This window comes from uncultured Salinibacterium sp. (assembly GCF_963974405.1).
GTDB lineage: Bacteria > Actinomycetota > Actinomycetes > Actinomycetales > Microbacteriaceae > Rhodoglobus.
Genome location: NZ_CAXBBH010000001.1, coordinates 183,286 through 209,434 on the forward strand (window position 1 = coordinate 183,286; position 26,149 = coordinate 209,434).

Annotated in this window: 18 protein-coding genes; 13 read left to right on the top strand and 5 right to left on the bottom strand. The window is 59.8% G+C overall.

The genetic code is table 11. The features are described 5' to 3' along the window. Positions 1 to 4 precede the first annotated feature (4 nt). Positions 5 to 5,008, bottom strand: a complete 5,004-nt coding sequence (locus AACZ26_RS00850; RefSeq protein WP_339618407.1) for a DEAD/DEAH box helicase — start codon at positions 5,006 to 5,008, stop codon at positions 5 to 7. Then, positions 4,996 to 8,307 carry a hypothetical protein gene (locus AACZ26_RS00855; protein ID WP_339618408.1) on the bottom strand — a complete coding sequence of 1,104 codons (3,312 nt, stop codon included), beginning with the start codon at positions 8,305 to 8,307 and terminating at the stop codon, positions 4,996 to 4,998. The genes AACZ26_RS00850 and AACZ26_RS00855 overlap by 13 nt, the downstream gene beginning before the upstream one ends. 244 nt (positions 8,308 to 8,551) lie before the next feature. Here AACZ26_RS00855 and AACZ26_RS00860 point away from each other — a divergent pair, with 244 nt between their 5' ends. The 7 genes from AACZ26_RS00860 to AACZ26_RS00890 all read left to right on the top strand — a co-directional run bounded on the left by AACZ26_RS00860 (position 8,552) and on the right by AACZ26_RS00890 (position 19,029). After that, complete coding sequence (locus tag AACZ26_RS00860; protein WP_339618410.1) at positions 8,552 to 9,034, top strand: hypothetical protein; 483 nt, start codon at positions 8,552 to 8,554, stop codon at positions 9,032 to 9,034. Further along, positions 9,031 to 11,241 carry a UvrD-helicase domain-containing protein gene (locus AACZ26_RS00865; protein ID WP_339618411.1) on the top strand — a complete coding sequence of 737 codons (2,211 nt, stop codon included), beginning with the start codon at positions 9,031 to 9,033 and terminating at the stop codon, positions 11,239 to 11,241. Before AACZ26_RS00860 ends, AACZ26_RS00865 begins: the two co-directional genes overlap by 4 nt. 473 nt (positions 11,242 to 11,714) lie before the next feature. Beyond that, on the top strand, positions 11,715 to 13,625 hold the full coding sequence (locus AACZ26_RS00870; protein WP_339618412.1) for a DNA methyltransferase: 1,911 nt from the start codon (positions 11,715 to 11,717) through the stop codon (positions 13,623 to 13,625). After that, the gene (locus AACZ26_RS00875) at positions 13,622 to 16,231 is read left to right on the top strand and encodes a DEAD/DEAH box helicase family protein (RefSeq protein ID WP_339618413.1); all 2,610 of its coding nucleotides are present in this window, start codon (positions 13,622 to 13,624) and stop codon (positions 16,229 to 16,231) included. Before AACZ26_RS00870 ends, AACZ26_RS00875 begins: the two co-directional genes overlap by 4 nt. After that, positions 16,228 to 16,602: a UvrD-helicase domain-containing protein gene (locus AACZ26_RS00880; protein WP_339618415.1), complete on the top strand. Its 375-nt coding sequence runs from the start codon at positions 16,228 to 16,230 to the stop codon at positions 16,600 to 16,602. Before AACZ26_RS00875 ends, AACZ26_RS00880 begins: the two co-directional genes overlap by 4 nt. A 187-nt stretch (positions 16,603 to 16,789) precedes the next feature. Beyond that, complete coding sequence (locus AACZ26_RS00885; RefSeq protein ID WP_339618416.1) at positions 16,790 to 18,613, top strand: ATP-dependent helicase; 1,824 nt, start codon at positions 16,790 to 16,792, stop codon at positions 18,611 to 18,613. Then, positions 18,610 to 19,029, top strand: a complete 420-nt coding sequence (locus AACZ26_RS00890) for a PD-(D/E)XK nuclease family protein (protein ID WP_339618417.1) — start codon at positions 18,610 to 18,612, stop codon at positions 19,027 to 19,029. Before AACZ26_RS00885 ends, AACZ26_RS00890 begins: the two co-directional genes overlap by 4 nt. A gap of 34 nt (positions 19,030 to 19,063) precedes the next feature. On the opposite strand, the gene AACZ26_RS00895 is transcribed toward AACZ26_RS00890, so the two are convergent. Together AACZ26_RS00895 and AACZ26_RS00900 are read right to left on the bottom strand one after the other, a co-directional pair. Next, a complete protein-coding gene (locus AACZ26_RS00895) occupies positions 19,064 to 19,558 on the bottom strand; it encodes a DUF1643 domain-containing protein (RefSeq protein ID WP_339618418.1) in 495 nt (164 codons plus the stop codon). Positions 19,559 to 19,599: 41 nt separating this feature from the next. After that, a complete protein-coding gene (locus AACZ26_RS00900; protein WP_339618420.1) occupies positions 19,600 to 20,262 on the bottom strand; it encodes an NrtR DNA-binding winged helix domain-containing protein in 663 nt (220 codons plus the stop codon). Between the two features lie 87 nt (positions 20,263 to 20,349). Between AACZ26_RS00900 and AACZ26_RS00905 the strand changes: the two genes are divergently transcribed. The 5 genes from AACZ26_RS00905 to AACZ26_RS00925 all read left to right on the top strand — a co-directional run bounded on the left by AACZ26_RS00905 (position 20,350) and on the right by AACZ26_RS00925 (position 24,760). After that, the gene (locus AACZ26_RS00905; protein WP_339618422.1) at positions 20,350 to 21,258 is read left to right on the top strand and encodes an ARPP-1 family domain-containing protein; all 909 of its coding nucleotides are present in this window, start codon (positions 20,350 to 20,352) and stop codon (positions 21,256 to 21,258) included. Next, a complete protein-coding gene (locus AACZ26_RS00910; RefSeq protein WP_339618423.1) occupies positions 21,255 to 22,088 on the top strand; it encodes a hypothetical protein in 834 nt (277 codons plus the stop codon). Before AACZ26_RS00905 ends, AACZ26_RS00910 begins: the two co-directional genes overlap by 4 nt. After that, on the top strand, positions 22,085 to 23,500 hold the full coding sequence (locus AACZ26_RS00915) for an ADP-ribosylglycohydrolase family protein (RefSeq protein ID WP_339618425.1): 1,416 nt from the start codon (positions 22,085 to 22,087) through the stop codon (positions 23,498 to 23,500). Before AACZ26_RS00910 ends, AACZ26_RS00915 begins: the two co-directional genes overlap by 4 nt. 91 nt (positions 23,501 to 23,591) lie before the next feature. Then, positions 23,592 to 24,191 (top strand): helix-turn-helix transcriptional regulator, encoded by a 600-nt coding sequence (locus AACZ26_RS00920; protein WP_339618426.1) that lies wholly within the window; start codon positions 23,592 to 23,594, stop codon positions 24,189 to 24,191. After that, entirely contained in the window at positions 24,188 to 24,760 is a 573-nt protein-coding gene (locus tag AACZ26_RS00925; protein ID WP_339618428.1) for a nucleotidyltransferase, read from the top strand. The genes AACZ26_RS00920 and AACZ26_RS00925 overlap by 4 nt, the downstream gene beginning before the upstream one ends. Before the next feature lie 52 nt (positions 24,761 to 24,812). On the opposite strand, the gene AACZ26_RS00930 is transcribed toward AACZ26_RS00925, so the two are convergent. Continuing rightward, positions 24,813 to 25,415, bottom strand: coding sequence for a TetR/AcrR family transcriptional regulator (locus AACZ26_RS00930; RefSeq protein ID WP_339618430.1), 603 nt, complete (start codon positions 25,413 to 25,415; stop codon positions 24,813 to 24,815). Positions 25,416 to 25,506: 91 nt separating this feature from the next. Between AACZ26_RS00930 and AACZ26_RS00935 the strand changes: the two genes are divergently transcribed. After that, entirely contained in the window at positions 25,507 to 26,136 is a 630-nt protein-coding gene (locus tag AACZ26_RS00935; RefSeq protein ID WP_339618432.1) for an NAD(P)H-dependent oxidoreductase, read from the top strand. The last annotated feature ends 13 nt before the right edge of the window (positions 26,137 to 26,149 follow it).

The window sequence follows — 26,149 nt, forward strand, 5'->3', positions numbered from 1 at the left end:
GCCTTTAGACGTTGAGAGCATCAGCAATGGACAGTGAGAGCCGTTCGAGGTCGTCTTCGGCTAGAGCACTAAATGTTTTCCATCCCTGTTCAACCAACCACGCATCCCGTTCTGAGTCCATGTCAGTAACTACGCAGACCTTTTCCTCGGGCCACGAAAGCTCCAAAACCCACTCATTGTTCGGCCCGAGATCAGTGCCGACGATCGGAGCCGACACTTCTCGGTTTCGAAGATGAACCGCGAGATCACCGATGCCATCGATGCCCCACATGATCGCCTCGTCCCACGCGTCCAGCTTCTCGGCCGTTACCGGAGCAGCCCCCGCGCCGGGGTTCTGGGTGGATGAGGCACCAGGCGAACTCAGCAGAACGCGTTCCAAGAAGTCCTGCGCGAGACCTCGCGACAGGTCGTCGTGGAAGCGTTGATTCGAGTAGCTTCGCAGACACATGTAACAACTCGTCTCGCGCCCACACTCGCAGCGAGAAACGATATCGAGTGCCGACGTCAGCACTGCAACGATCGACTTGGCGATGAGCTTCGCGTAGCCGGCGCCTCCGGGAACAGTATCGACAATGTTGATTGTCGCTTTCTTCGACGACAGTTGCGTGATCGTCGCGTCGATGTTATTGGGCGAGATCTGAAGCGAATTTGCCGCTCCGTTCAACACCGCGTACATGACTGAGCGCGCAATGTTCTGCACATCCTTCTGATCTCCCCACGAAAAGGGGAACTCGAAGCGGGCAACGTCTGTTTGGAACTTGTGAGCCAGTGCTTGCACTGAGTATCCCCCCGTGCAGGGACGGCTATTCATCGGGTTCGTATGACCTGTCGGCCAGGGGGTCTTGGAGTCCATTCCGAAACCACAGAAGTTGCAGATGCGAAAACCGCTGTCGGTGGACCCGTTGTTGAGTCTGACCATGAACGCCCGCTCGAGCGTTGTCGAGGCGACTTCACCTCCGGGGAATTTGCCTGTTAACGTGTCCGCCACTACGCCGTCCGACGCAAGGCGAGTTTGTCCACGCCAGCTCACTCTCGGGGGGCTGTCGCCCGGTCGCTGTTTTCCTCCCTCACCGATAAAGCCAAAGCGCGGTTCTACATACTTATGGGGCATGCCCGCGTCAGAATCGCCACACTCCGCACATGGAGCTTCGTCTCTTTCTAACGACTCTGAATAGCGGTCGCAGTTTTTGCAGATGCGGAAGAACTTGCTCTCGTTCTCTTTTCCCGCCTTCCTTGCTACCCCGACTGATTGCCAAAGGTAGCCTCCGGCGACAAGCTTCGCGCCCGGAGCGTACTCGAAGATCGCTTGAGAGAGGTCGCGTGAGAGGTCGAGCTGCGTCGCAACGTCGGTGCCGCTCGCGCTAGTTCTCATGTCTACTGTGTCAACGGGAAAACCGTACTTGGGCAGCAGGTTTCGATTCGCGAGGAACCCCAAGAGGTCCTTTTTCTGGAGAGTCTTTTTCGTTCGATCTAGCCTGTCGCCATAGCCTCCCTGCTTAGCTGCGTAAGCTGCTTCTGCAGCCGCATCGTAGACGGCCATTTCATCTGTGTGGTCAGTGCTGACTGAGTCGAGAAGGTCGAATAGCTCTTTAGTCCAGTTCTCCCATTTCAGCTCTGGAGCGTGGGCGATCGAAGCATCCAACACTTGGCTAACAGCGTCAATTACTGCGGAGGGTCGTGCACTAAGCCAGGGCTTAACCCGTGATGCTGCGGTCTTTCCTAAGTCGTCCGGACCAAAAAAGTGCTCGACTTGAGGGTAGGTCTCTCCTCGTGACTGGAATTGTTCGCGGAAGAAGGCGGCAAACGCGATGGAGAAAAGATGGCGCTGTGCGATTCGCGGGTTATCGATAGGCACCACCGGAGGACGAACTGTGCCCGCGATAATCATCGCCGGGTTGGCATAGCTTGTGAGGTCGTGAGAACGGCGCTGCGCATAGGTGACCACTAGCGCGGCGTTGTCCAACCGGCGCCCTGCGCGACCAGCTCGCTGGATATAGTTCGAGACCGTCGGCGGAACGTTTTTCAAGAGAACTGACTGCAGGTCTCCGACGTCGACGCCGAGCTCAAAGGTCGTGGAACACGACAGCACGTTCGTTCTTCCAGCGATGAAATCTTGCTGAATGATGGCGGCTTTGTCGCTCGACCACTGAGCGGTGTGTTCCATCGCTGTAAGCGGGATCGGCTTGAGCCCTCTATAAAGTGCACGGTAGTGGCTGTCGTCGTGCTTCTCGGGCGGGAGTTCCCACTCCACAAGTTTTCCTCCGCACCGGTACGCCAAACACACTCCGCTCACCGAGCGATGTGCCAGCCGCGTGCAGACGCTGCATTTGAAGAGTTTCGATTCCTGCGTCAGCGTTTCACCTTGCACCGCATTTACATCGAGCTGATAGATCATGCCGAGTGCACCAGTAGGACCGACGGTGAGCCAGTGCGATAGCGGGCCGTCGCGTCGCTCGAGCATGCGCCAGATCCCTCTCAGAATCTCATCGACTCGGCGCAGGTCGAGTCCGCGTGCTTCGAAGACCTTTCGCAGGTAGTCTGACCGCCTGTTTCGATTGGATGTTGGCTCCCAGCTGAGCACCTTTCTTTTGCTGTCTGAGCCTGTCCCGCGTACGTAAATTGGACCGAGACGTGGCTCGAACGCCTCATCTTTCAAGTTCACTTGTGGCAGTGCACTCAACGCGCCTTGTGTGCGCAGGGTCCGAACTAGCTCCTGAAGGAGGTCCAGCGCCTCGATATCAGAGAAACCTAGGTTTCTCAGCGGGGCAAGGACTGCCATGTCGGTTGGCGGACGCATCGCCCAAGCGACTAAACCAACTCCTTCCAAGGAAATGCGTTCATCCAGTCCGTTGAGTTCGGTTTGGAGCCAGGTTTCCGTTGCGGTCTGCTTGGCCAGTGGAGTGTCGGTAGCTTCAAAGAATGCGGCATCATCGGCCAGCTTTCGCGTAACCGACGCGATGTCGGACGCGGCCGCTGGTATCCCCTCGAAGAACGCCCGCCCGACGGCCGCGTGGAGTACGCGACGTTGAGCAAAGCGGCCATAAGTTCGTTCTAGGTATGGTGCAAAATACGCTGCTTGCTGCCGGCTGTCGCTGAAAACTAGAAGCTTGCGGCCGCCGCCGGGGCGGTCGCCTTGCTCCTCGATCGACGCTGCGGGCATCGCTTGGTAAAGGCTTGTTGTCAGTACGCTTACTGATGCATCGTTACCGCTCTCGAAGCGGCGGATGGTTCGCTCGCCCTGTGCTCCGCACTGCAAACACTTTTTAACTACCGAACCGGGGTTGTTCACCCTCAACACTCGAGTCATGGCCGTATTGCCGCACTCCGGGTTCGTGCACGCTGAGGCGCCGGCGGGATCGATGAGTCCGCATTGTCCGCACAGTGTGACTCGGTCTGACTGCACATTGCCGACCGCATCGTTGTCGAGCACAACGTCGTCTTCATCTTCCAAATCGCTTTGCTCCGACGAATCGGTTGAGACGTCGATCGACAGCCACGTGACCGCCTCTGAAACAGAAATCTTCGGCACGAAATAACGGCGGCCTCCCTCACCGGCTTGAATAGTTCCCGCGAAGTAGGTGCCACCACACTTTTGACATGCCGCAATCTCGAATACCGACCACGCGCACTCGCTGCACCGTTCCTGTCGCGCGAGGCCTACATGGGGGCCCGACGGAGAGAGGCACGTGAAGGCGCCCTCTGTGGCTCGGGCAAAGAGGTGGTATTTGGCGGAGAGGAGCGGGACTCCGTTAGCATCGATGGTCCGGGCCGCCATCGATACGAGATCTCTCAAGTCGGCAGCGGTAATGTCCGAATCGGGCCCAATACGATTGAGCACTTCTTTGAGCGTCCTCGGCTTCTCGGATGCCAGTTGCACTGTCTCCGCGAGTGTCGCTTCTCCTGCGAGCGCATCGTGCAGTGAGGTTGCGCTTGAACCTCTCCGCTTGGCCGCATTGATGAGGTCGGTGTCACTGAAACGGTCGGCGAGGTCGGCTGTCGTGAGTCTGCCCCACACCTCGTTTGTTCCCCAGGGCAACCGCGTGGCGGTGACGACGTCGGTGTTACCCGCGAACGGTGCTCCGAACAACGATTTCGCGAAGTCTGCGGCACGATCAAGGTCGTTGCCCACGGTGGCACTCGTCGCGATGTACTGCAACGAATCCACGGCTTTAACGCGTTCACGCAGGCGACGGATGAGGAACGCCACTTCGGCGCCCGTTGCTCCGTCGTAGACGTGTGCTTCGTCGACCACGAGAAACTTCCACGTGTTGGATTCGCTCTCAAACAGGTCCATGTCCTTTGGCCGGAGCAAAAGGTATTCCAACATCGCATAGTTGGTCAGCAAAATGTGGGGCGGGTTAGCGCGCATCTCTTCACGGCTGAGTAATTCGTTGGGGAGTCGGCGCTCGCCTGGATGTTGCGCCCTAAACTTTTTCTCGGCTTGGCTGGCTTCCTCCAGCGTTTCCCCCGTGTACCGCCCGAAGGTGATTTCAGGCGTATCGGCCAGCATCTGACGCAGGCGTTTGAGCTGGTCATTTGCCAACGCGTTCATCGGGTAGAGCAACAACGCTCTAACTCCCGACGTGAGGGCATCGTCGCTGGCTTCTTTTTGGAGGTGGTTGAGGATGGGGATGAGAAAGCTCTCGGTTTTACCCGAGCCGGTGCCTGTGGCCACGATCGCGTTTCGTCCGGCTGTGATCTGCCGAATGGCCGTTTCTTGGTGTTTGTAGACAGGCCGATCCAACGGGAAGGAATCAGAGGCGAATCGTGCGAACCGCTCGGTCAACGTGCCTTCCTCGATGAGTTCGCGGACGGTCGCGCCAGTCGCGTAAGGCGGTGTGACTTCGAGGTAAGGGCCTTTGGTCAAGCCTTCGGTTGCTGCGGCCGCGATCGCTTTCTTTAGCCCCTCGGCAAGTTGAGGGTCTTGAGGGGAGATGAGCGACGACAGGTATCGCCGATAGTCCTCCGCGATGTTCGCGCTGACGGCGATCGGGTCTATCGAGTCCATTCGTTTCTCCAATTCATGATCCAGAGTTCGGCAATAACCAAATCCTGTTCAACAAAAGCGGGGGCAGCTTCGGCCAGTTGTGCGTAGTAATCGCGCAGAACTGCGTAGAGCCCGCGGGTGTTTCCGAGGTCTCGTGCTGCAAGTCGCGCGACAATCGCGAGAGCCATCGAGAGCGCCGGGAGATTTCTCCATCCGTCGGCACCGATGCGGGCCTCGATAGGATCCGTCCCTCCAGACCCGAGCACTTCAAAGATGGCATTCTTTGTCCGTTTGAGGATCACTTGCGAACCGCTAGTCAGGTCGCGGAGTGTCCTCGAACTGCGTGCGTCAAAGAGTTGCCGAGCCGCGATCATTCTCGTGTCCTGCTGCAGAAGTCGGCCGGGAATGGGACTAGCAGCCGCCCAAATCTGCTCTAGGCGTTCGAGAGGGAACTGGCTGAGCATCGGAGTGTTGTCATCAAAGCGCCCAATTTTTGCGTGTGGGTCAGTTCCGGTGTCCAACAGGGTTAAGGCGTCACGGCCCGCGAAATTCTCCAAGTTGCTGATGAACTCGGGATCGGAAGCCTCTTGCGTCCCTTCGTAGTCGCCGACGAGCCCAAGGAACGAATTGAGCGGCCAGCTTCCGGGCACCGGCGGCGGAATCTCACTTCCGGTAGCGGCGAGATCGCTATCGACAACGAGTCGCATCAGCACCGACGGCTCCAAGGACGTCTGCATTGCTGTGTCGAGAAAGAGGGCCGGGTGCGAAGCAAACAACCCCGAAATCTGGGACCGGATCGATGAGTACGTGCGCGTGGTTTCGAACTTCCCGAGAAGCGACAAAATCTGCGCCGCTAGCGGCAACGCACTGACGCCCGAGGGCATCTCACGGCTGCCCTCAAGCCACCTCGAGAACTTACCTTCGACGCTCTCGTCAGATTCTTCGAGCGGCAGCATTGTGAGGTCGAAAACGTTCGGGTCAGTGCGATCTGGCATCTCTGGCCACGGCGATGGCGACCAGGGATCGTCGACCCTCAGCAGCACCTTCGCTCGCCCCATCTGGCTGACAGCACGGTCGATTGCTGCCGAAGCGGCGCCATCGGCAAATGAGATCACGGTCGGGAGTTTCCACGGCGAATACTTCGGGTAAATGGCCGCGGTGAGCCCCTGCGGAGCGCCAGGTGAGATCACCAGAGCACTCCTCTCCGCATCAAACCTGACATCGTCAGCAAGCTTGCGGGGGCGAAGGTTGCCCACCGGTACTGATTTCTCGCCAATTCTTAGCTGCAGGCGTCCCGATCGTGCCGATCTCGCGGTGTCTGCGAGTTGGCCAAGGTTGAAGTTCACGTACGAACGCTGACTGGTAACGCCCGCATCGATGGTTTGCTCTACACCTCTCGCCGAGACCAACCCCAGAGTGGCCCACAGGCCCGCAGGAACGGTTACTCGGAGATGCGTGTCTTCGAGACTTTCGCTGTCGAGCGATTGCGGAAGCAGCGTGACCACAGGAAAAGCAGAACCGCGCGTGACCGCGATGTTCATATGGGGAATACGAACAACGATTGCAAGCTCACTGGCTTCGGATGAGAGAGTCGCGGTCGCCGACGGGGTGCTTCGGTCTAGTTGCAAGCTCTGGTTATTTTTGTCCGCGCAAGACAGCGTGACAGTCGCCGGCTCCATCCCGTTACCCTCTGCCGCTAGATACCGGAAGGGCGGCTGATGGCGTGCTGCCCAGCCCTCTGCGACCACGACGCGACGAGTGAGCCCGCGCCCGAGAGCACCCCGCACAGTGATGACGTATTTACCCAGCAGTGGAGCGGGTCGCTCCGGCCATAATTCGACTTCCAGCGGGTCGCTGGCCGACCTCACTTCGGAGCTCCACAGCGTTCGGCCAGAGGATTCTTCGGTCAGCGAAATGGTCCACGGCAGGGAACCAGCGCTGCTTCCACCCGATGCCGGAAGCGTCACGCTGGGCACATCACTGTAGACGATCGAGTCGTCGCTCGTCGTCGCGCCGAGAACGGGTTCGGGGTAAGCGATTTGAGGTCGAGTAGATGTGGAAACGAACCGGGCGCGGTCTTCACCGCGGCGGAGTTTTTTCACGCCATTGAGGTCGACCGTGGCGAAGATCCACGACTCCCAACCGAAGGGTGACTGGTGTTCTGAGATCACCGGGCAGGGGCCATCGAATTCAATGAGTTCGTTGAAGGGTTTGTCGCCAGATTGTGGCGTTCCGATCACGACGAGATCGCGCGGCAGCGAGTTACGAGCCGGTATGAGGACACCCGTTGCTGCGTCAAAGATAAGGAGCGGATCATCCGGGTCGACTACCGTCATGTCCCACTCTTGCTCACCGGGGCGAGCCCGCACCGAGACTGCTTTTGTCGGCTGGCGAAGTGAATGGATGATCGTCTTTGCGGGCAATCCCGGCCACGGGGGCTCCGCGGTATACGACGCTGATCGCCCTTCTGAAGCCAGCGTCCAGTGCACGGTTTCTTCGAGAGGCACTTCCAGTGAAGGCAGCGTAATCGCGACCCCATGCCGGGCGTCGTCCCAGTTGAGAGTGGGAACGTAGACCACTTCTCTGCTGCGGGTGGCGCGACCAGGTCGTGAGACCAAAGCGCCGGTCTCAACAAGTCTGCCAATCTCATCCACGATGTGGCGGGCAAGCCCCGAGTCGGGGGATATCCCTCCAGTTATGGCGGCGTCGAATGCAACGAGGCAGCGATCAACGAAGTCTTCGGCGATCTCGCCGCCCTCACGTAGGAATCGCCAGGTGGGCGCATCCAAGCCCAACAACGAAGCAGACTCCCGGTTCTGGGACCGGGCCCACGCAGCGAACAGCGCACCACTGGTTCCGGCGCCGCGTCGATCTTGCTTGACCAACAAACGAAGAAAGCCCTCAACGCTTCCAACGGGAACTCCGGCGTGCATCAGGATCTCGCCCACGTTAGCCATCGGCGTCGTAAAGCGTCGGAGTCCGTAGTAGTCCAGAATTTCTTTATATCTGGTGACGACAAGGTCGGTGTCTCCCTGCGACAGGCGCACACCGAAGGCTTCGTTCACGAAGGGCCAGAATGTGCCCTCGTCGTAGTCTCTGCCGCCGACCGCAGTCAGCCCGATGAGAAAGTTCGCCCTGAACAGCGAGAGAACATGCTTTCGGTCCTCGCGAGTGTCACAGTGGCGGAATCGGTTGCCAAGCCATCGGAATGATTCGGTCGCCTCACCTTGGTCGACATCCGCTTCCATTACTAGCGATGTTCCGACAAGCCGCTGCCGCCATTGAGATTCGCGTTCGCGAAGCTCGAGTAGTTCGTCCATGATGTCCCTCGGGTTTAGGTCAAAGTTGCAAAGCTTTGCAGGCTATGACCCACCTATGACATTGGCGTGAAGAGGTCTCATGTTGCTACCCCCTCATCGAGGGTGAGCGGTCGCACGGCCCCCAGTCTCTGCGGCGATGTGGCTGACGAACACGCTCACAGCCGCTAATTTATCGACTATTCGTTGGATAGAGTGGCAAAGCCCGCATCGACGTAGCCGTCATGTTTGGGCGTAAGGGGATGACGTGACCGATGTACTTGCACACACCGGGGCTGGTGCCGGCGAGTTAGCTGTGGCGCCGGGCTCAATGGTCAAGGTGCAGGGGCTCTCTGACCTCGTGCGCGACACGAAGGCCGGTTTCTACAGCGACATCGACACAATCGTTCCTCTCGACCCAGCTAAAGCCTCGGTCGTCGGCGATGACTCCACCAGGTATCGCAACGCGAAACTGTGGTTGGAAGCGGCTCTCCGCAAGTCGCCTGTTCCGCTCAACCCCCAAGGGCTAACCGTTGACACTCAGATGCTGGCCGCCCCCCTCGATCATCAGCAGGCGGCAGTACGCAAGGCGATTGATCCGCAAAACTTGCGTCCGCGCATTCTGATTGCTGACGCGGTGGGTCCGGGTAAGACTCTTGAGATCGGCATCATCTTGTCGGAGCTGGTGCGGCGGCTGGTGCGGCGGCTGGCGCAGTGTCAGAACTTAGAACGGCAGGAAGTCAGCTTATGACCGCAATTCAGTACACGAAGGTTAAGGGTGAGAACCTCGACAAGATGGTCCGGGCAAAGGTGTATGCCTTTATCGAGAAACTCACCGAGAACGATGAGGCGCCAGGGCTACGCATCAAACCTATGCACGGTGCCGCGGATCCGACAGCGCGAACCGGCAGGGTCGACAAGGGCTGGAGGGCCGTTCTCTATCGCATCGACAGGCCCGGCCAGGAGCTCCTCTATGTGTATGCCGGCACTTGGGAGCATGACGAGGCAATCGAACGCGCAAGAACACGCGTGCTGCGCACCAACCCCATCAACGGCATTGCGGAGTTCATTAGGGCACGAGAAGAACCCAAGATTGCACCGCCGCGCGACCTGAAAGCGGTCGGGGCGCCTGAATCGGCGTCCTTCCTTGCCGAACGTTCCTTCCTCAAAAGCGAGCTCGTCTCGGATCTTGGCTTCAGTGAAGAAGAAGCCGACGAGCTTTTCAACGCCGCAAGCGAAGACGAGATCCTTGCCATCTCCGAACGTTTTGAGAATGTCTGGCAGATGGAAGCTGCCCTCGGGCTAGCGGCCGGTGACAATGTCGCAAAGATCAGGGAGGACCTAGGCGTCACGGCTGCTGACGCCGTGGGCATCGACCAAAGTCAAAACGCAGAAATGCTTGCAGACGCTCTCCAACGGCCGGCGTCGAAGATGCAGTTCACTCTCGTGGAGAACAACGAGGAACTGCGACGCATCCTGGATGGCGGAGATTTTGGTGCTTGGCGAGTATTTTTACACCCGGAACAACGTGCGTATGCTGAACGCGACTACAACGGCGCATTCCGCCTCACGGGAGGTGCAGGGACCGGGAAGACTGTCGTGCTGCTCCATCGAACACGGCGTCTAGCCACCACGGATCCCAATGCACGCATCGTGTTGACCACCTTCACAAAAGCGCTTTCTAGCGCACTCGAAAGAGATCTGAAGCGCTTGGATCCTGAGCTGACGATGGCGGCAGAATTTGGGGCCACAGGGGTTCTCGTCCGCGGGATTGACGCTCTAGCTTCGACCGTGAAGACCCTTGCCGGCCCAAGTTTCTGGACTAGCGCAGCCAAGATTTTTGGCAACGAAATCGATCCACGGTCAAAAACTGTGGGTAGTGATGACTTGTGGGAACGGGCGGTGTCCGAGGCAAACACCGATCTACCTTCGTCACTGACACACAAGTCTTTCCTTGAGGCTGAGTATGTTCAGGTGATTCTTCCCAATCGCTGCGCTACCAGGAATGAGTACTTCGGGGTGCGACGTCCCGGTCGCGGGGTCTCCCTGGACCGTAAGAAACGTGCCGCCATCTGGACAGTTGTCGAGCGGTACCGGCAGATCGCTACCGACCAAAGCACCCTTAGCTATCCAGAGATCGCCGCGATAGCAGCCGCCTATCTAGAGCAGCAGCCCTCCAGGTTTGCCGATCACGTTCTTATCGATGAGGCCCAGGACCTCACACCGTTGCACTGGCAGTTGCTGCGTGCACTCGGCGAGGTTGGCCCCAACGACCTCTTCATCGCTGAAGACACCCACCAACGCATTTATGGTCATCAGGTAATTCTGAGTCGTTACGGTATCGCTATCCGTGGACGGTCCCGACGGCTCACGCTTAACTACCGAACCACACAACAGAACCTCGGATTCGCACTCGATGTGCTCAAAGGGGGCGAGTACGAAAACAGTGAAGAAGGTGTGGAATCAACGCACGGCTATCGCTCTGCACGTAGTGGCCCCGTTCCCGTGGCGGTCGGCACAGAAACCGAGGAAGATGCCTTCGACACAATCACCATGATCATCAACGGCTGGATAGACGAGGGGGTTGTCCCGAGCTCGATAGCGGTGCTCGCCCGGACGAATCCGGCTCGCGATACAGTCAAGGCGCGACTGGCAGACCGTGATCTCAACGTTTATTCGAGTGACTCGGGCGAACCTCACTCGAAGCTTCCGGTCACGCTCACGATGCATAAATCGAAGGGTCAAGAGTTCTCCCACGTCATTCTTTTCGACGTGTCTGAGGGCACGATCCCGGCGCACTGGATGTTGAAGGGATTGCCCGAGGAAGAGGTCGCCGATGCGAAGTTGCGCGAGCGTTCGCTCCTCTATGTCGCAGCAAGCCGCGCACGAGACGGGCTTGTCATCGTGTGGACAGGGAAGCCATCGGAACTGCTCGGCAGCGTAACTGGTGAGAACTAGTGATCGCCAAATCGAGGTTTTCTGCGCACCTGCTGCAACACCGTGATGCAGCCTGCAGCCGGCTCGATTGAAATTGCTCCAGACTGGACAGATAGCCTGGCCTACTCACAGAGCACCCACTCGGATATCCTTCCGAGCCCAACCCCTGACGAATGAGCGGGCCCGACTATGGCGAGTGACCGTCAACGCTCGCCACTACTCTGAGATAAATACAGGTTTAGACCGAAGGAGCACGCGTGGCCCACATTCATGAACTGGTTCGCCAATTGCGCACGACGAACGAGGGGCTCGCAGACGAAATCCAGCGTGAGCTGGACGTGCTCTCGAAACGGCGCGCGTTTGGGCTGAATTTTGAACGGCACACTCCCGAAGCGGTCGAGCTGCCCGGCCGGCCCGTGCGAACGGGCGACAAGGTGCACATTCTTCCGCCGCGCGGCGAGAAACCAAAACTCTCGAATTCAAAATTGTGGCGTGTGGTCAGCACAGAGGGCAAGGGAGACGAGCGCGTCGCGACACTCGAGCCCCATCCGGCGGCGGATGCCCTGGAGCCAACGACAGCCAGAGTCGCGGATCTCGTAGTGGTAGCCGAGTTCCGTGACCCAATCTATCCGGGTCTCGTGTCCACCGGAAAAGTTGAGAGGGGTGGAGACAAGCCGTTCCACACTGTCATCAACAGTGAGAACTATCACGCGCTCCAAACGCTTCTATTCACTCACCGAGGCAAGGTTGACGCGATCTACATCGACCCGCCTTACAACACCGGCGCAAAGGATTGGAAGTACAACAACGATTACGTCGAAGGAGAGGACCTCTACCGGCATTCAAAATGGCTGGCGTTCATGGAACGCCGCCTTGTTCTTGCCAAGGAGCTTCTCAACCCGGACGACTCTGTGCTTGTGGTCACAATTGATGAGAAGGAGTACCTTCGCCTTGGGCTTCTCTTGGAACAGATATTTCCTGCAGCAGATATGCAGATGGTTACAAGCGTTGTAAATCCCATGGGCTCCCGCAGAGCTGATGAGTTCTCACGGGTTGAGGAGTATATTTTCACCGTCCGTCTTGGGGCTGCCTCGGTATCAGACAGCACTCGTACGATGCTTGATCGTGCTGAAACAGCCGAAAGTGAAGCGCCAGAGGTGGAAGTGCGCTGGACGCCGTTGAATCGTGACGGCAATGGTTGGGAACGCGCTGCGCGCCCTAATCTTTTCTATCCTGTCTATATAGACCCGGACACGAAGCGGATTGTTGAGGTCGGCGCCTCCCTGCCGCTAGGCCAAGAGAGATCCGAAGCTCACGAGAAAGCCGGCCTCTTCGCAGCGTGGCCTATGAAAGGTGCGAGGGAGGCGCGATGGCAGGTTGGGCAGGAAACTCTGCAAGGACTAATTCGCGGTGGGTGGGTTACTGTAACCAACTTGGACCCAAGCCGCAGCACAGCGACGATCCGATACCTGACTTCTGGGGCTCAGAAAAAGGTGGCGGAAGGGCATTTTTGGGTCAAAGGTCGGCGAGCGGATGGGTCAGCTATCGTCGCAGGCTCCGGCGCCACGCTTCAACGGCCGCGATCCGTTTGGGCGCTTTCTTCGCACTCGGCTAGAGATTACGGTTCGGCAATGCTCGGACTTTTTCTTCCGGAAAGAAAATTTCCCTTCCCCAAATCGCTCTATGCAGTCGAGGACACTTTGCAGTTCTTTATCCAGAACAAGCCCAACGCTACCGTCCTGGATTTCTTCGCCGGCTCTGGGACGACGGCACACGCCGTGATGAGACTAAACCGGCGAGACAGCGGTCGTCGTATTTCAATTTCAGTGACCAATAACGAGGTCTCCGCCGAGGAACAGAAACAACTCCGCATTGCGTCCGGCAGGCCCGGTGATCCTAGCTGGGAAAAGTGGGGTATCTGCGAATACATAACGAAGCCTCGCATACGAGCCGCAATTACGGGGGAGACATCCGGCGGCGATCTCGTCAGCGGAGCCTACAAATTCACTGATCCTTTCCCGATGTCAGAAGGGTTCGCGGAGAACGTTGAATTTCTCACCCTCACTTATGAATCCCCGCTTCGGCTAAGGGCGAACCGAGACTTTGAAAAGATTGCACCGCTCCTTTGGCTCCGAGCGGGATCGAGTGGGCGCCGTATTGAATCCATACCGAAAGGTTGGGACGTCGCTGAATCGTATGGGGTAATTGCAGACCTCGATACGACCGACGAGTTCTTGAAGGGACTCGAGAGCTGTTCAACCGCGTTGATCGCGTTTGTTATCACCGATGACGACGGGCTATTCGAGGCTGTCGTCGCCGGCCTTCCAGAGGGCGTCGAGCCGGTGCGGCTTTACGACGCATACCTGCGCAACTTTGAGATCGACGCCATGCGAGGTGCCCGTTGAAATTCAAACTCAAGGACTACCAGCACGACGCGGTCATCCAGGTTCTCGACAATCTGACTCGCGCTCGAAAGTCCTACCACGTCGACGACAAAGAGACGTCATTCGCGTTGACGGCGACAACCGGTGCCGGAAAGACGGTTATGGCTGCCGCCGCAATCGAGGCGCTCTTCTATGGCAATGATGAACTCGACTTCGATCCGGATCCCGGCGCTGTGGTCATCTGGTTCTCGGACGACCCGAACCTCAACGACCAGACCCGGATGCGGCTCATGCAAGCATCAGACAAGCTCACCCACGACCGACTTGTCACAATAAAACCGCCGTTCGCTGTTCCGTTGCTTGAGCCTCGCAAGGTGTATTTCTTGAACACCCAGCGACTGTCGAAGACTTCACTCCTGACTCGAGGCGCTGAGCAGACAGCGGAGGATCAGGCCGGCCAAGCCTCGTTCATGACTCCGGACAACCTCGCGTACAACATCTGGCAGACGCTCGAGAATACGATCGAGGAGACCGACCTCACGGTGTACCTCATCCTCGACGAGGCACACCGCGGTTTCAACACGAAAACGTCGAGAGACAAGCCCACCATCATTCGAAGTCTTGTAAACGGCGAACAGACCGGCCTGCCCATGCCCGTCGTCTGGGGCATCTCCGCTACCGTAGAGCGCTTCACCGAAGCGATGACCGAAGCAGAAGCCATCGGCACCCGAACCGCTTTACCGCCGATCACTGTGGATCCGTTGCGGGTACAACGATCCGGTCTGATCAAGGACACGATCCGACTCGACATACCAGCGGAGTCCGGCAATCTAGAGACCAACCTCGCCACCCGAGCTGCCCGCAAACTGAAAGACTCCGCGAAACGGTGGGGAAAGTACCTTGCCCAACAGGAGAAACTGCCTGGCGAATCGACAACAGAACCGGTGCAGCCACTTCTCGTTCTTCAGATTCCCAACACGGAAAGCACAGATGACGTCGGTCTCTGGCTCGACATCGTCGCCCAGGAGCTCGGAGACCTTACGTCCTCCGGCGTACGCCACGTTCTGGGCGACCACACCTCGAAAGTCTTCGGCTCGTGGGAGATCGACTGGATCGAACCACAGCGCGTCCAGGAGACCAGCCAGGTCAGGGTCCTCATCGCGAAGGATGCCATCTCGACTGGCTGGGACTGTCCCCGCGCCGAAGTTCTGCTCTCATTCCGCCCGGCGAAGGATCATACCCACATCACCCAACTGATCGGGCGGATGGTACGTACGCCCCTCGCGCGCCGGATCCCGGGCGACGACATGCTCAACTCGGTCGACTGTATCCTGCCCCACTTCGACCGCACCACCGCCGGGAACGTCACGAAGTTCCTCACCGGAATCATCGACTCGATGCCGGGAGTCGGCCAGAAAGTTCTTCTCGACGGGCGAGAGTTGCAGACGAACCCGACTGTGCCAGAGGGAGTGTGGAAAGCCTGGGACGAGTTGCCGCACCTCACCGTTCCTCAGCGAGGCGCGCGCCCGGTCAAGCAGGTCGTTCAACTCGCCCAGGCTCTCAGCACCGACCATATAAAACCCGGGGCGATCGCGTCCGTGGAAAAGCAGTTCCATGGCATCTTCGACCAGCTGACCGCTCGCTACGACGGTCAATTACGAAGCGCCGAGATCGAAGTGCGCACCGTGCGGGGAATGACGATTGCAGGTTCGTTCGGTGGCAAGAAACTGAAGTACGCGGACTTCATCGAACGCGCTGACGATCGCGCTATCGCCGTGGCCTTCGAAGACGCAAAACGAGCGTTTGGGCCGGATATCGCCCAGTCGTACGTTGATCATCTCGCGGGTCCGGACGAAGACGACGAAGATGGCACGTCGCTCCGCTCTGCGTACGTGAAAGCAGCAGCCCTTGCCGTCGTTCCGACCGTTCGTGACAAGGTCGACCAAGCAGCCAAGGACGTTGTCGACGAATGGTTCGATGACCACCGGGTCACGGTACTCGGCCTAGCTGACGAGCGACGAGATGTCTACGACGAAATCCGAGCGCTGGCAGTATCTCCCCAGCTTACGGCCCTGCGACGCCCCCGGAACCGTCTTGAAGACTTCGCCGACGCGGATGGCAACCAGATCGTGTCAGCCGACCTTATTGACAAGCACCTCATGTCCGACGAAGAAGGATGGTTCCCTCTCACCTCCCTGAACGATTGGGAAAAGAAGGTGATTCGAAAAGAGACAGCCAGAGTCAATTGCGTGGCGTGGTATCGCAACCCATCCGTCTCTGCAGCCGACTCTCTCGGTGTGACGTATCGTGACGCGGTCGGCAACTGGCGTGCGTTGCATCCCGACTTCATCGTTTTCAACGAAATCGGTGGAGCGATTCGGCCATCAATCATCGACCCGCATGGCCACCACCTTGAGGACGCTCTCGTGAAGCTCGTGGGACTCGCTGACTACGCCAAAACTCACGGATCACACTTCCTGCGAATCGAAGCATTGGCCGACGCCGGTGGAGAGATGCGAGTTCTCGACCTGCAGGACGAGGCCGTACGAGACGCAGTCCACGCAGCGCGCAAGTCGGGTGACAGCGCCGTTCAGCTGTACCAGACAGTCGGAAAGAAGTACGCGTGAGCACGACAGGACTGTCCTACACCGACGCGCAACGCGACGCGATCGAAGCGATCGATGACACCTTGCAGCTCATCGCGTGTGCCGGTTCGGGCAAGACTCAAGTCCTCGCCCAACGGATCGCGCACATCCTTGGGCAGCCGGGAGTACAACCTGCCAACCTGATCGCTTTCACCTTCACGGAGAAAGCAGCTTCCGAGCTCAAAGAGCGAATACATACAGTTGTGCGCAAGGAGCTCGGTGACGTCGTGGGGCTCGCCGAGATGTACGTGGGGACGATGCACGGCTACTGCCTTAATCTCCTGCAAACATTCGTTCCCGAGACATTCAAATACGGCGTGCTTACCGCACGTAACACAGCAGCTACTTATTGACCGCGAGAGCAGCCGATCTGGCCTGACTTCGTGCAAGAAAACGGTAGGCGGTGTTACGAGCACACTTTCTCGATGGAAAGACACCCGCTACTACAAGGGCGCCCTTTCCGTTCTGCAGGAGGATCACGTCACTTTCTCAGAGGTGCCGGCAGCTGTGCAGGCGAGCCTCGCTTCCTATAGAGAATTGTTGGCGCAGAAAAAGTACTTCGACTACACATCGATGATGGCCGATGCCGTGTCCTTCCTGAAGCGCGCCGAAACCGGTGACGACCTGGACACTGCAGAACGCACCCCTCGAAACCACATTCAAGAAACTGTAAAGTTCGTGATCGTTGACGAGTATCAAGACGTCAACCCGATCCAAGAGGAACTCGTGAAACGCCTCACCTACTTCGGCGCTAACCTTTGCGTCGTAGGTGACGATGATCAGACGATCTACCAATGGCGTGGAAGCGAAGTCAGCAACATACTCACGTTCGCCGACCGCTACACGAAAGTCCAAACCATAGAGCTCGCCGACAACTTCCGCTCTAGCAAAGGAATAGTCGAACTTGGTAGATCCATCGCCGAGCGGCTCGACTCGATCGAACGATTGCCAAAGAAGATGCAGTTCGCGTCACACCACGTCTGGGAGCGCGGCGACATGCTCGCACTCCAGTTTAGCGATGCAGCCGAGGAAGCCGAGTGGACCGCGGAGCGCATTATTGAACTTCGAGGCATGCCGTTCGTCGACGCGCCAGGGGCTGAGGCTCGAGGTCTTTCGTGGGCAGATTGCGCGGTTCTATTCCGAAGCGTCAAGGACGCGGATGCCCTTGTCGCTGAGTTCAAGCGAAGAAATATTCCATTCATTGTCAAGGGGCTTGCCCGTTTGTTCGACGCGCCCGAGATTCAGGCGTGTGCGGGTCTCTTCCGCTACATGCAAAGAGAAATTTCCGGAGAGGACTTACGCAACCTTTGGGAGTCCGCAGCTCTAATACCGGACCCGTCGCGGTGGGCTTCCATGGTCAAGCTGCTGGACGACGGCGCCGACTTTGAGGCAAGCGACCGCTGGGGCACTTACAACATCCAGCGTCTCTTTCTTAAAGTTCTCGAGACACTCGATCTACACGAAGCATCGATCCCGGGCGACCCCGCTCGAGCGGAGCTCGTGATGTATCAACTGGGTAAGCTTTCCCAGGTGATCTCAGACTTCGAGACGATCTACTTCTCCTCGAAACCGGAATCAAAATACCAAAGCTTCGTCGGCTTCCTCACGTTCCAAGCCCCGAACGTCTACGAAGATTCGGACGAAGATGCCGGCTATGTGGCCCCGGATGCTGTCGTCATCTCGACGGTGCATCGGTCGAAGGGTCTGCAGTGGCCCGCTGTGTTTGTTCCGTATTTGCGGAGGAACCGGTTCCCGATGAAAGTGCCAGGGGGTACTCAGACTATCCCCCACATCGTGCCTATCGAAGCTGTGCCGAATGGGGCGCGCTACCGAGGAGGCGTTTCAGACGAAACTCGCCTCTTCTATGTCGCTGTGACCCGCGCACAAAAGTACCTGTTTGCGACGTACGCGCCCGGTGACTCAGCAATGTACCGAAACGCCTCCGACTTCTACCTTCATTGCACGGCGTCGGCCTGGATATCGACTTCCGACGAAGGCTTACCGGACGTGCCTCGACTCCCTCCGACACCGAAGTCTGAAACGCCGAATGTTTCAATTTCGTTCTCGGAACTCAAGTACCTGATCGAGTGCCCCTACCAGTTCAAATTGCGCTTCATGTATGGTTTCAACCCGCCCATCCACGAAGCTCTGGGTTACGGGAAAGGCCTTCACGACGCCCTCGCCGAGATGCACAAGCGCGCTCTAGCCGGCGATGTCCCGACCAAGTCGGAAACCGCGGAGCTAGTCGACCGACACCTCCACACCTCCACACGCCCTATGCCTACCCGACACTGCGCGAGAATTTACGCGCGGCAGCGGTCAAAGCGATTGATCGGTACTTCGACCGACACGGCAGCGACTTGACGCGCACTATCCATTCAGAAAAGCAAGTAGAGGTGCAGGTCGCGCCAGGAGTCACCGTAAACGGACGCATCGACCTCATCAAATCCCTTGAGACTGGCGAGACCGCAATTGTCGATTTCAAATCGACGGAAGACTCCCAAGCAGAATACGTAACTAAGGATCAACTCTCCATTTATGCGCTCGGTTATCAGGAGTTAACGGGCTCCCCTGCCGACCGAATCCAGATTCTCAACCTCGATGACCACGGCAAAAGCTCAAATGACCCCGTGAATGCAGAACTAATGGACAGCATCAAAGAAAAGGTCGAATCGGTCGCGGCGGAAATCCGAACCAATCACTTCGCGTGCGGACACGATCACTCGACAGAGACTGCTACAAATGACCTCGCCTGGCTCACCAAGGGCGCATTCGCATAAACACGGGCTCACGAGCAGGCTTCATATTCGCGCCTCAAGCCTCTTTGGCTCCTCCAACAGGCAAGAGCACTTGAACGAGGGCCTCTGCAAAGGGAAGATCTGGATAGGCAGCATGGGTATGGCGGTGCCAACGTGACGGGTGACGAGGTCGACCGGCGACCATCCAAGTGCTGATGCCATGATTCTCGATTTCTTCTGCCAGCCACGAGAGTTGGTCACGGAAGTGCTGGCGAGCTGTGCCCGACGGCTCCTGGCAGCCATACGCCAGAACCACAGCATCGGCTACAGAAAGCGCGTCGGAGAGGCCCGGTCGAGCCGCTAACCAACCGGCCTCATTAGCGCCCACCGCCGAGACTCCATCTGTGCGGTAGGTAGGGATCGAGAAAATGTTGGCTGTCGCTACCGAGGCACAACCCAGAGTCTTTCTAGCTAGCTCCACACGTTGCAGCGTGCGAAGCCCGCTCGTCGTTGGCGGGTTCGACAAAATTACAAGCAGGCTGGTCGTTTGGTCCGCAGCTCGGTGTTTCATCGTTAAGCCAACTTACCTGTTCTATACGTTCAAGCCGAGCCTCACAATCCGCGAGCCTGAGGTGCCGCTCCTACGGGACCGAAGAGACGCGCAGGCTTCCCCACCGTGCCGGCGGCGAGCTCGCCCGTCGCCGCGAGCTGCGGCTCCATCGCGCGCCGGAACGTGTCGCGCATGAGCGGCTCCCCAGCGACCGCCTCGTGCAGTTCCTGAAGCTGGCGGAGGGTGAAGGCGCCGTCCAAGAGGTGGAGCGGATCGGGCGCCGACGCATAGCTCGAGCGCAGCGTCGCCACCGCGCGGTCGAGGATCTCGTTGTGCCCATAGGGCAGGGTGCCAACATCCGTCACCGGCACCACTCGCGCCAGGGCCGCGTCGATGCTGAGACGGGACCACGGCACAGCGTCCAGGTGGGCGACCGAGAGCACCCAGCCGCGATTGTCGCGGGCGGGGTCGTCGAAGACGTGGAGCTGGCGAGGCGACAACCCGGATACGCCGGCCTTGGTCTGCAGCGAACGCAGCACGGCATCCGCGAGCCTCTCCCCCTCGTGCAGGAAGGTGCCGGGGAGGCGCCATTCGTCGCCGGTGCGCACGAGCAGCACGCTGAGGGGAGCGCCCGGCGGCACGGTGAGCACGGCGGTATCGACGGCGACGGAGGGCCGCGGGTAGTCGGTGAGGGCTCGGTCGTGCGAGTCGCGGTAGATCTCCATCATGCAATTGTCGCAGATCCGCGCTAAATGTCAGTGGGGTGTCATACTCTGACTTTGCGCAACAATGCGCTAACTATCGGAGGCAACATGAACGGACACACGAACCGCCACCCCAACAGACAAATCCCCCAACTCCACGTGGGGCACGGCAGCCACCACGGCAGCCTCAGCATCTTCCCCGTCTGGGTCGACTCGCCCAGAGTCACCGGCCTCGGCTGGAAGGCCGCCAGCATCCGCACCGCCGAACGCGAAGGCTCCCCCGTCGTCGGCGAACTCGTGCTGCACAACAGCACCGCCCGCCCGGTCGTCGCCCTCGAAGGCGATCTCCTGAAAGGCGGTTGGCAGGATCGGATGCTCGCCGCCAGCCTTCTCCTTGAACCGGTCGAGGCGCGGGTCGTCGCAGCGCTCTGCGTCGAGCACGGTCGCTGGGGCTCACGCACGTCGGAGACCCAAGGCACCCACGAGACCAGCGGGCGCCGCAGCGCCCTCAGCGTGCGCCACGGCAACCTGCGCGGCATCGACCAGCAGGGCGAGGTGTGGCGGCGCATCGGCCGCTTCGAGAACACCCTCGGCGCTACCACCAGTTCGTCGATGCTCGACCACCTCGACCGCTCCGCGCCTATCGACGCCCACCAGCTCGAAGGGCAGCGCGGCGTGATCATCGGCATCGGTGGCCGCGTCGTTGGCGCAGAAATCTTCGGCAGCAGCACCGGCCTGAAAACCCGGTGGCGCGGTATCCTCGAGGCAGCAGCGCTCGATGGCCGACTCGCCCCAAAGCGCCGCACCAGCGCCCACGATGCCCGGGTCTTCGCCCGCCACCTGCAGGCCGTGACCCTCGAAGACGGAGGGGACGCCGGGATGGCCCGAGCGGTACGTTCACAAGAGGGCCGACTGCGGGCATCCGGAATCGTGCACACAAACGCACGCACAGCACCCCCGAGCATCATCCACCTGACGGCGTTTGACGACGCGCACCCGCTATTGGAGAACGCATGAACGAGCTGAACACCACCCCAGAACGCCCCACCATCGAGCCGCAACGTTTCTACACCCGGTTCACCGACACCGGCTTTCTGCACGTCGGAACCTTCACCGGCATCACCCTCAACGGCGAGCGCCGCTACTTCATGTGGCAGGCGGATGCGTGGGGTGAGATCGACCTCGACCTCTTTGAGCACTATCGGGATGATGACGATACCCACTTCGCCGAAAGCACCCGCAGCGACATCGAGCAGCTTCACCCTGGCGCCGTCGACAGCATCCCGCGACACCTCCACGTCGCTAAAGACGCACAAGACGGAGAGACTGACGAAGGCGAAGAAGAGGACGACGGCGAAGACGACGACATGCTCATGACCGAGGTCGACGCGATGGTGCAGCACGGCATCGCAGTCGGCATTGCGACGATCGCCCACCGCGGGCAGCTCGACAAGCTCGGCTATGACTACATCGATCACCCCGCGCGGGTTGCCGAGAGCTTCGATTGGCTGAACGAGCCGGTCGAGCATTGCACCGCGTGGCTGCACGACGTGATCGAAGACACGGACGTGAGCGCCGCCGACCTGCTGAAGGCGGGGATGCTTCCCGAGATCGTGACGGCAGTCGAACTGATGACCCGACGGGCGGATGTCGCTGACGCTGACTACTACGACCGCATCCGCCAGAACCCTGCTGCTCTCGCGGTGAAGCTCGCAGATATCACCGACAACCTCGCCGATTGGCGCTTTCGCAAACTCGACTACGACACCCAGGTGCGGTTGTCGAACAAGTATTTTCACGCGCGGCAGCTTCTGCAGCCCGCGACGGACGAAACGGAGAACTCATGAAACTCACCTCTGCACAGAACGACCGCGCGAGCGGCGTCATGCTCGCGATGGCCTGTGGCGATGCGCTCGGCGCCGGCTACGAATTCGGCCCACCCTTCGAGGGCGAGGTGCTCATGAAGGGCGGCAACGGCTTCAACTGGGCTCCCGGCGAATGGACGGATGACACCTCCATGGCCATCCCGATCCTGCGGGCAGCCGCGTCCGGTCGTGACCTGCGCGACGAAACGGTGCTCGACGAGATCGTCACCGCGTGGATCGACTGGGCGAAGACAGCCCCGGATGTCGGGGTGCAGACCAGCGGGGTGCTCCGCGGTATCGAGCCCACGGCATCCGCAGCTCGCGCATCAGCCAAACGTATCCACGAAGCGCGCGGACGCAGCGGCGGCAACGGCTCCCTCATGCGCACCGCCCCGGTCGCGCTCGCCTACCTCAACGACCCGGCCGGGCTGACCGAAGGCGCTCGTGCGATCAGCGATCTCACCCACTTCGACGAGGATGCCGGCGACGCCTGCGTGCTCTGGTGCCTCGCCATCCGTCACACGATCCTCACCGGCGAAGCGGATGTTCGGGTCGGGCTCTCGGCCCTTGCCCCCGAACGCGCCGCACTCTGGTCCGTCCGCATCGACGACGCCGAGACCAAGCAGCCGCGCGACTTCACCAAGAACGGCTGGGTTGTCGAAGCGCTGCAAGCGGCCTGGTCGGCGATCGTGAATGGCGAGGGTCTCGTCGACACCCTCGAGCGCGCGGTGCGCGGCGGTCGCGATGCGGACACCGTCGCCGCCATTGCGGGCGGACTCGTCGGTGCCCAGTGGGGACTCTCCGCGATTCCCGCCGCCTGGCAGCGCATCGCGCACGGCTGGCCCGGGCTGCGCAGCCTCGACCTCGTGCGCCTCTCCACCGAGGTGCTGCGGGGCAAGCCGACGGACGAACGCATCGACTACGCCGGGTATGGCGACATCTCGACGCTGGTGCAGCATCCGCACGATCCCGGCGTCTGGCTCGGCGCAGTCGGAGCTCTCGACAACCTTCCGCCCGAAGTGGATGCCGTGGTGTCGCTGTGCCGCATCGGCTCGAAGCAGGTGCCGGCCCGCATCCGCGAGCGCATCGAGATCCGTCTGATCGACAGAGTCGAACCCGACGAGAACCCCAACCTCAGCTTCGTTCTTTCGGATGCTGCAGATGCCGTCGCCACTCTCCGCTCCGAAGGCCACACGGTGCTGCTCCACTGCGTGCAGGCGCAGAGCCGCACCCCTACCGTCGCGGCACTCTATGCGGCCCGGCACCTCGACATCCCGATCGAACGGGCCCTGTCAGAAGTCTCGGCAGCACTGCCGCACGCACGCCCCAATCGCACGTTTCGTGCAGCGCTCCAATCCCCGGAGCTCACAAACTTGCGCTCTGGGCACAGTTAGCTAGCGCTCGAGTTTTCGCGTTCTATGCGTATACGCATAACTGCTGGAGTACACTGGATCTCAGCACTCGTAACTCGAGAAGGGAGAACCGATGCCTCTTGCAGCCGAAACGATCCGGATCGCTCGCACCCGCGCGGGGATCAGCCAGGCCGCTCTCGCGCGCCGCGCCGGTATCGCACAGTCGACCGTCAGCCGGATCGAGCACGAAGAAATCGACCCGACCTGGGCGACGATGCAAAGCCTGCTCGCCGCCACTGGCTGGGCGATCAACCCACAGCCAACAGCCACAGCCCAATTGCTGTCGCCGGAGACGGTATCCCGGGCGATGGCGCGAAGTCTGCGAAAAGGCGACTCGGAGTCAGCCATTCGAGATCTTACCGAGGGCGTAGGGCGTCTGATTCGAGCCAGTGAAGCCGATGAGAACATTCCCGAGTGGGCCATAGCGCAACCCTCGAAGCCGATCGGGATTCCGCTCTGGGACACCTTCCTCGCGACCGCATTTGCGTACGGGCTCGAACGCGCGGGCCAAACACCACCCCAGTGGATGCTCGATGCACCGTCATTGCCGCACGAGACCTCACCCGGCGACGACCCCGGTCCAGAATTTAGGGACTGGCTGCGAGCGCGAACACCGCCGCTGTTTCTCAAAAAGAACATTCTCTCGCGGGCTGAAGACTGGGCGATCGCATGAGCGGCGGCTACCGTCAGCTCAGCGCGAGCGAGATCACGGACTTAGTTGGCGAGCTCCTCGAACGCGCCAATGCAGAGGGCGTCAAGGTTGATGCGTACATCATCGGTGGCGCCGCGATGGCAATTCACTTGGGCCGCGACCAGCTCACCCCCGACGTCGATGGCCTCTTCTTTCCGTTCGAGCGCGTCAAACTCATCGGAAGACAGATGGCCGAAGAGCACGGCCTGGATCCCGACTGGGTCAACGAGAATGCCCGCCCTTTCATCACGTTTGACACAACAGATCCGCGACATTTTGTGGAGATCGAACTCCGCGGGCACAAGCTTCGGCTTGCTTCGCATCGCGCCCTTCTCGCCATGAAGATGGCAAGGTATGCGCGCAAAGACTATGCAGACATCACGGCGCTGATCCACTCATTGGGCCTCACACTCGCTGAACAGATTGTCGATCTAACGTACGACGTACTCGGCGAAGAGTCGCTATCGCTCACCGCAGGCCGAGATGACCTAACGACTTTGGCAGCAGAAGCACTGGCGCGCGCTAAACGAGAAATGAAACCGCCACGCTGACTGCTACAAGAGCCCAGACACGCCACAGAGGCAGACGTGATTTCTCGATTAGTTATTTCCCGCGAACGCCCAGGAGCGCTTCCAAGGCAGGCGGGACTTCGGCACGAGAAATGTGCCCCGCAACGACAAGCTCCGCCAGACCGTGCACGGCGCCCCAGACTCCGGTGGCGAGGGTGGCTACCGCGGCCGGCTCCCCGCCAGGGATCAGCGCAGCCGTCGCTGCTGCCAGAATTTCTTCCACGCTGTGGAGGAGCGGTTCCATTGCCGCACTCGGCGCTCCCGGGATGCAGACCTTCGGATCGTAGATCAACCGGAATCGTTCCGGGTGGTCGGCTGCATACCCCACATACGCGGCACCAATCGCGGTGGCATAAGCATGCTCTGAACCGGCGCCAATCCCGGATTCTTCGGCCTGCTGTTCTGCTGCCTGAAGCGCACCTAGCAGTTCATCCATAGAGCGCTCGCTGAGACGTTTGAGCAGTGCGCCTCGGTCGCCGAAGTGATGGTAGGGAGCGTTGTGGCTTACCCCCGCCTGTCGAGCAACCTCGCGCAGGCTCAAAGAGGCATGCCCCTGGCTGCGCATGAGCTCAAGAGCCGCTCTCTCAATCGCGGGCACCAAGTTTCCATGGTGGTAAGCAGCCTCGGATCTTGACACGAGCAACATTCTATCCGTACAGTCGAATCACGATATCTAGACACTGTCCAGATATGCGTCCACTCTACCCACGACCTGCTGCTGGAGCCCCATGAACACCGTGATCATCGACGGCCACCCCAACTCTCACTCGCTTTGCGCGGCCATCGCCGCCCACTACGCCGAGGCCCACGGTGATGCAAGTGTTGTCGCGCTGCGCGACCTGCAGTTCGATCCGAGCCTTCACCTCGGCTACACCCGTCGCCAAGAGCTTGAGCCTGACCTCGAGCGCGCATGGCAGCTTCTACTCGATGCACAACACGTTGTGGTGATCACCCCAATCTGGTGGGGGTCCACTCCGGCTCTACTTAAGGGATTCTTCGATCGGCTCCTCTTGCCAAGGCGCGCCTATCGAGTGCGCGCTAGCGGGCTTCCTGAAGGTCTCCTCGCTGGGCGCACGGGGCGCGTGATTGTCACCTCTGACTCACCCTGGTGGTATCTCCGTCTTGTCGGCGACACCACGGTGCGCCATGTTCGTGACACGACGCTCCGCTTCTGCGGTATCAAACCTGTACGAGCGACGCGCTTGGGGCCGGTGAAGGGCTCGACGGTTGAGCGACGGGAACGGTGGCTGGCACACGTCGCGCGTCTTGGCCGCGCGGATGCAGCACGTCTCAGTGCTCGGGACTCCCGGCAGCAGGGCTCCCGTTCCGCAACCGAGGAGCGCGTCGGCACGAGCTAACAGTTGATTGCGG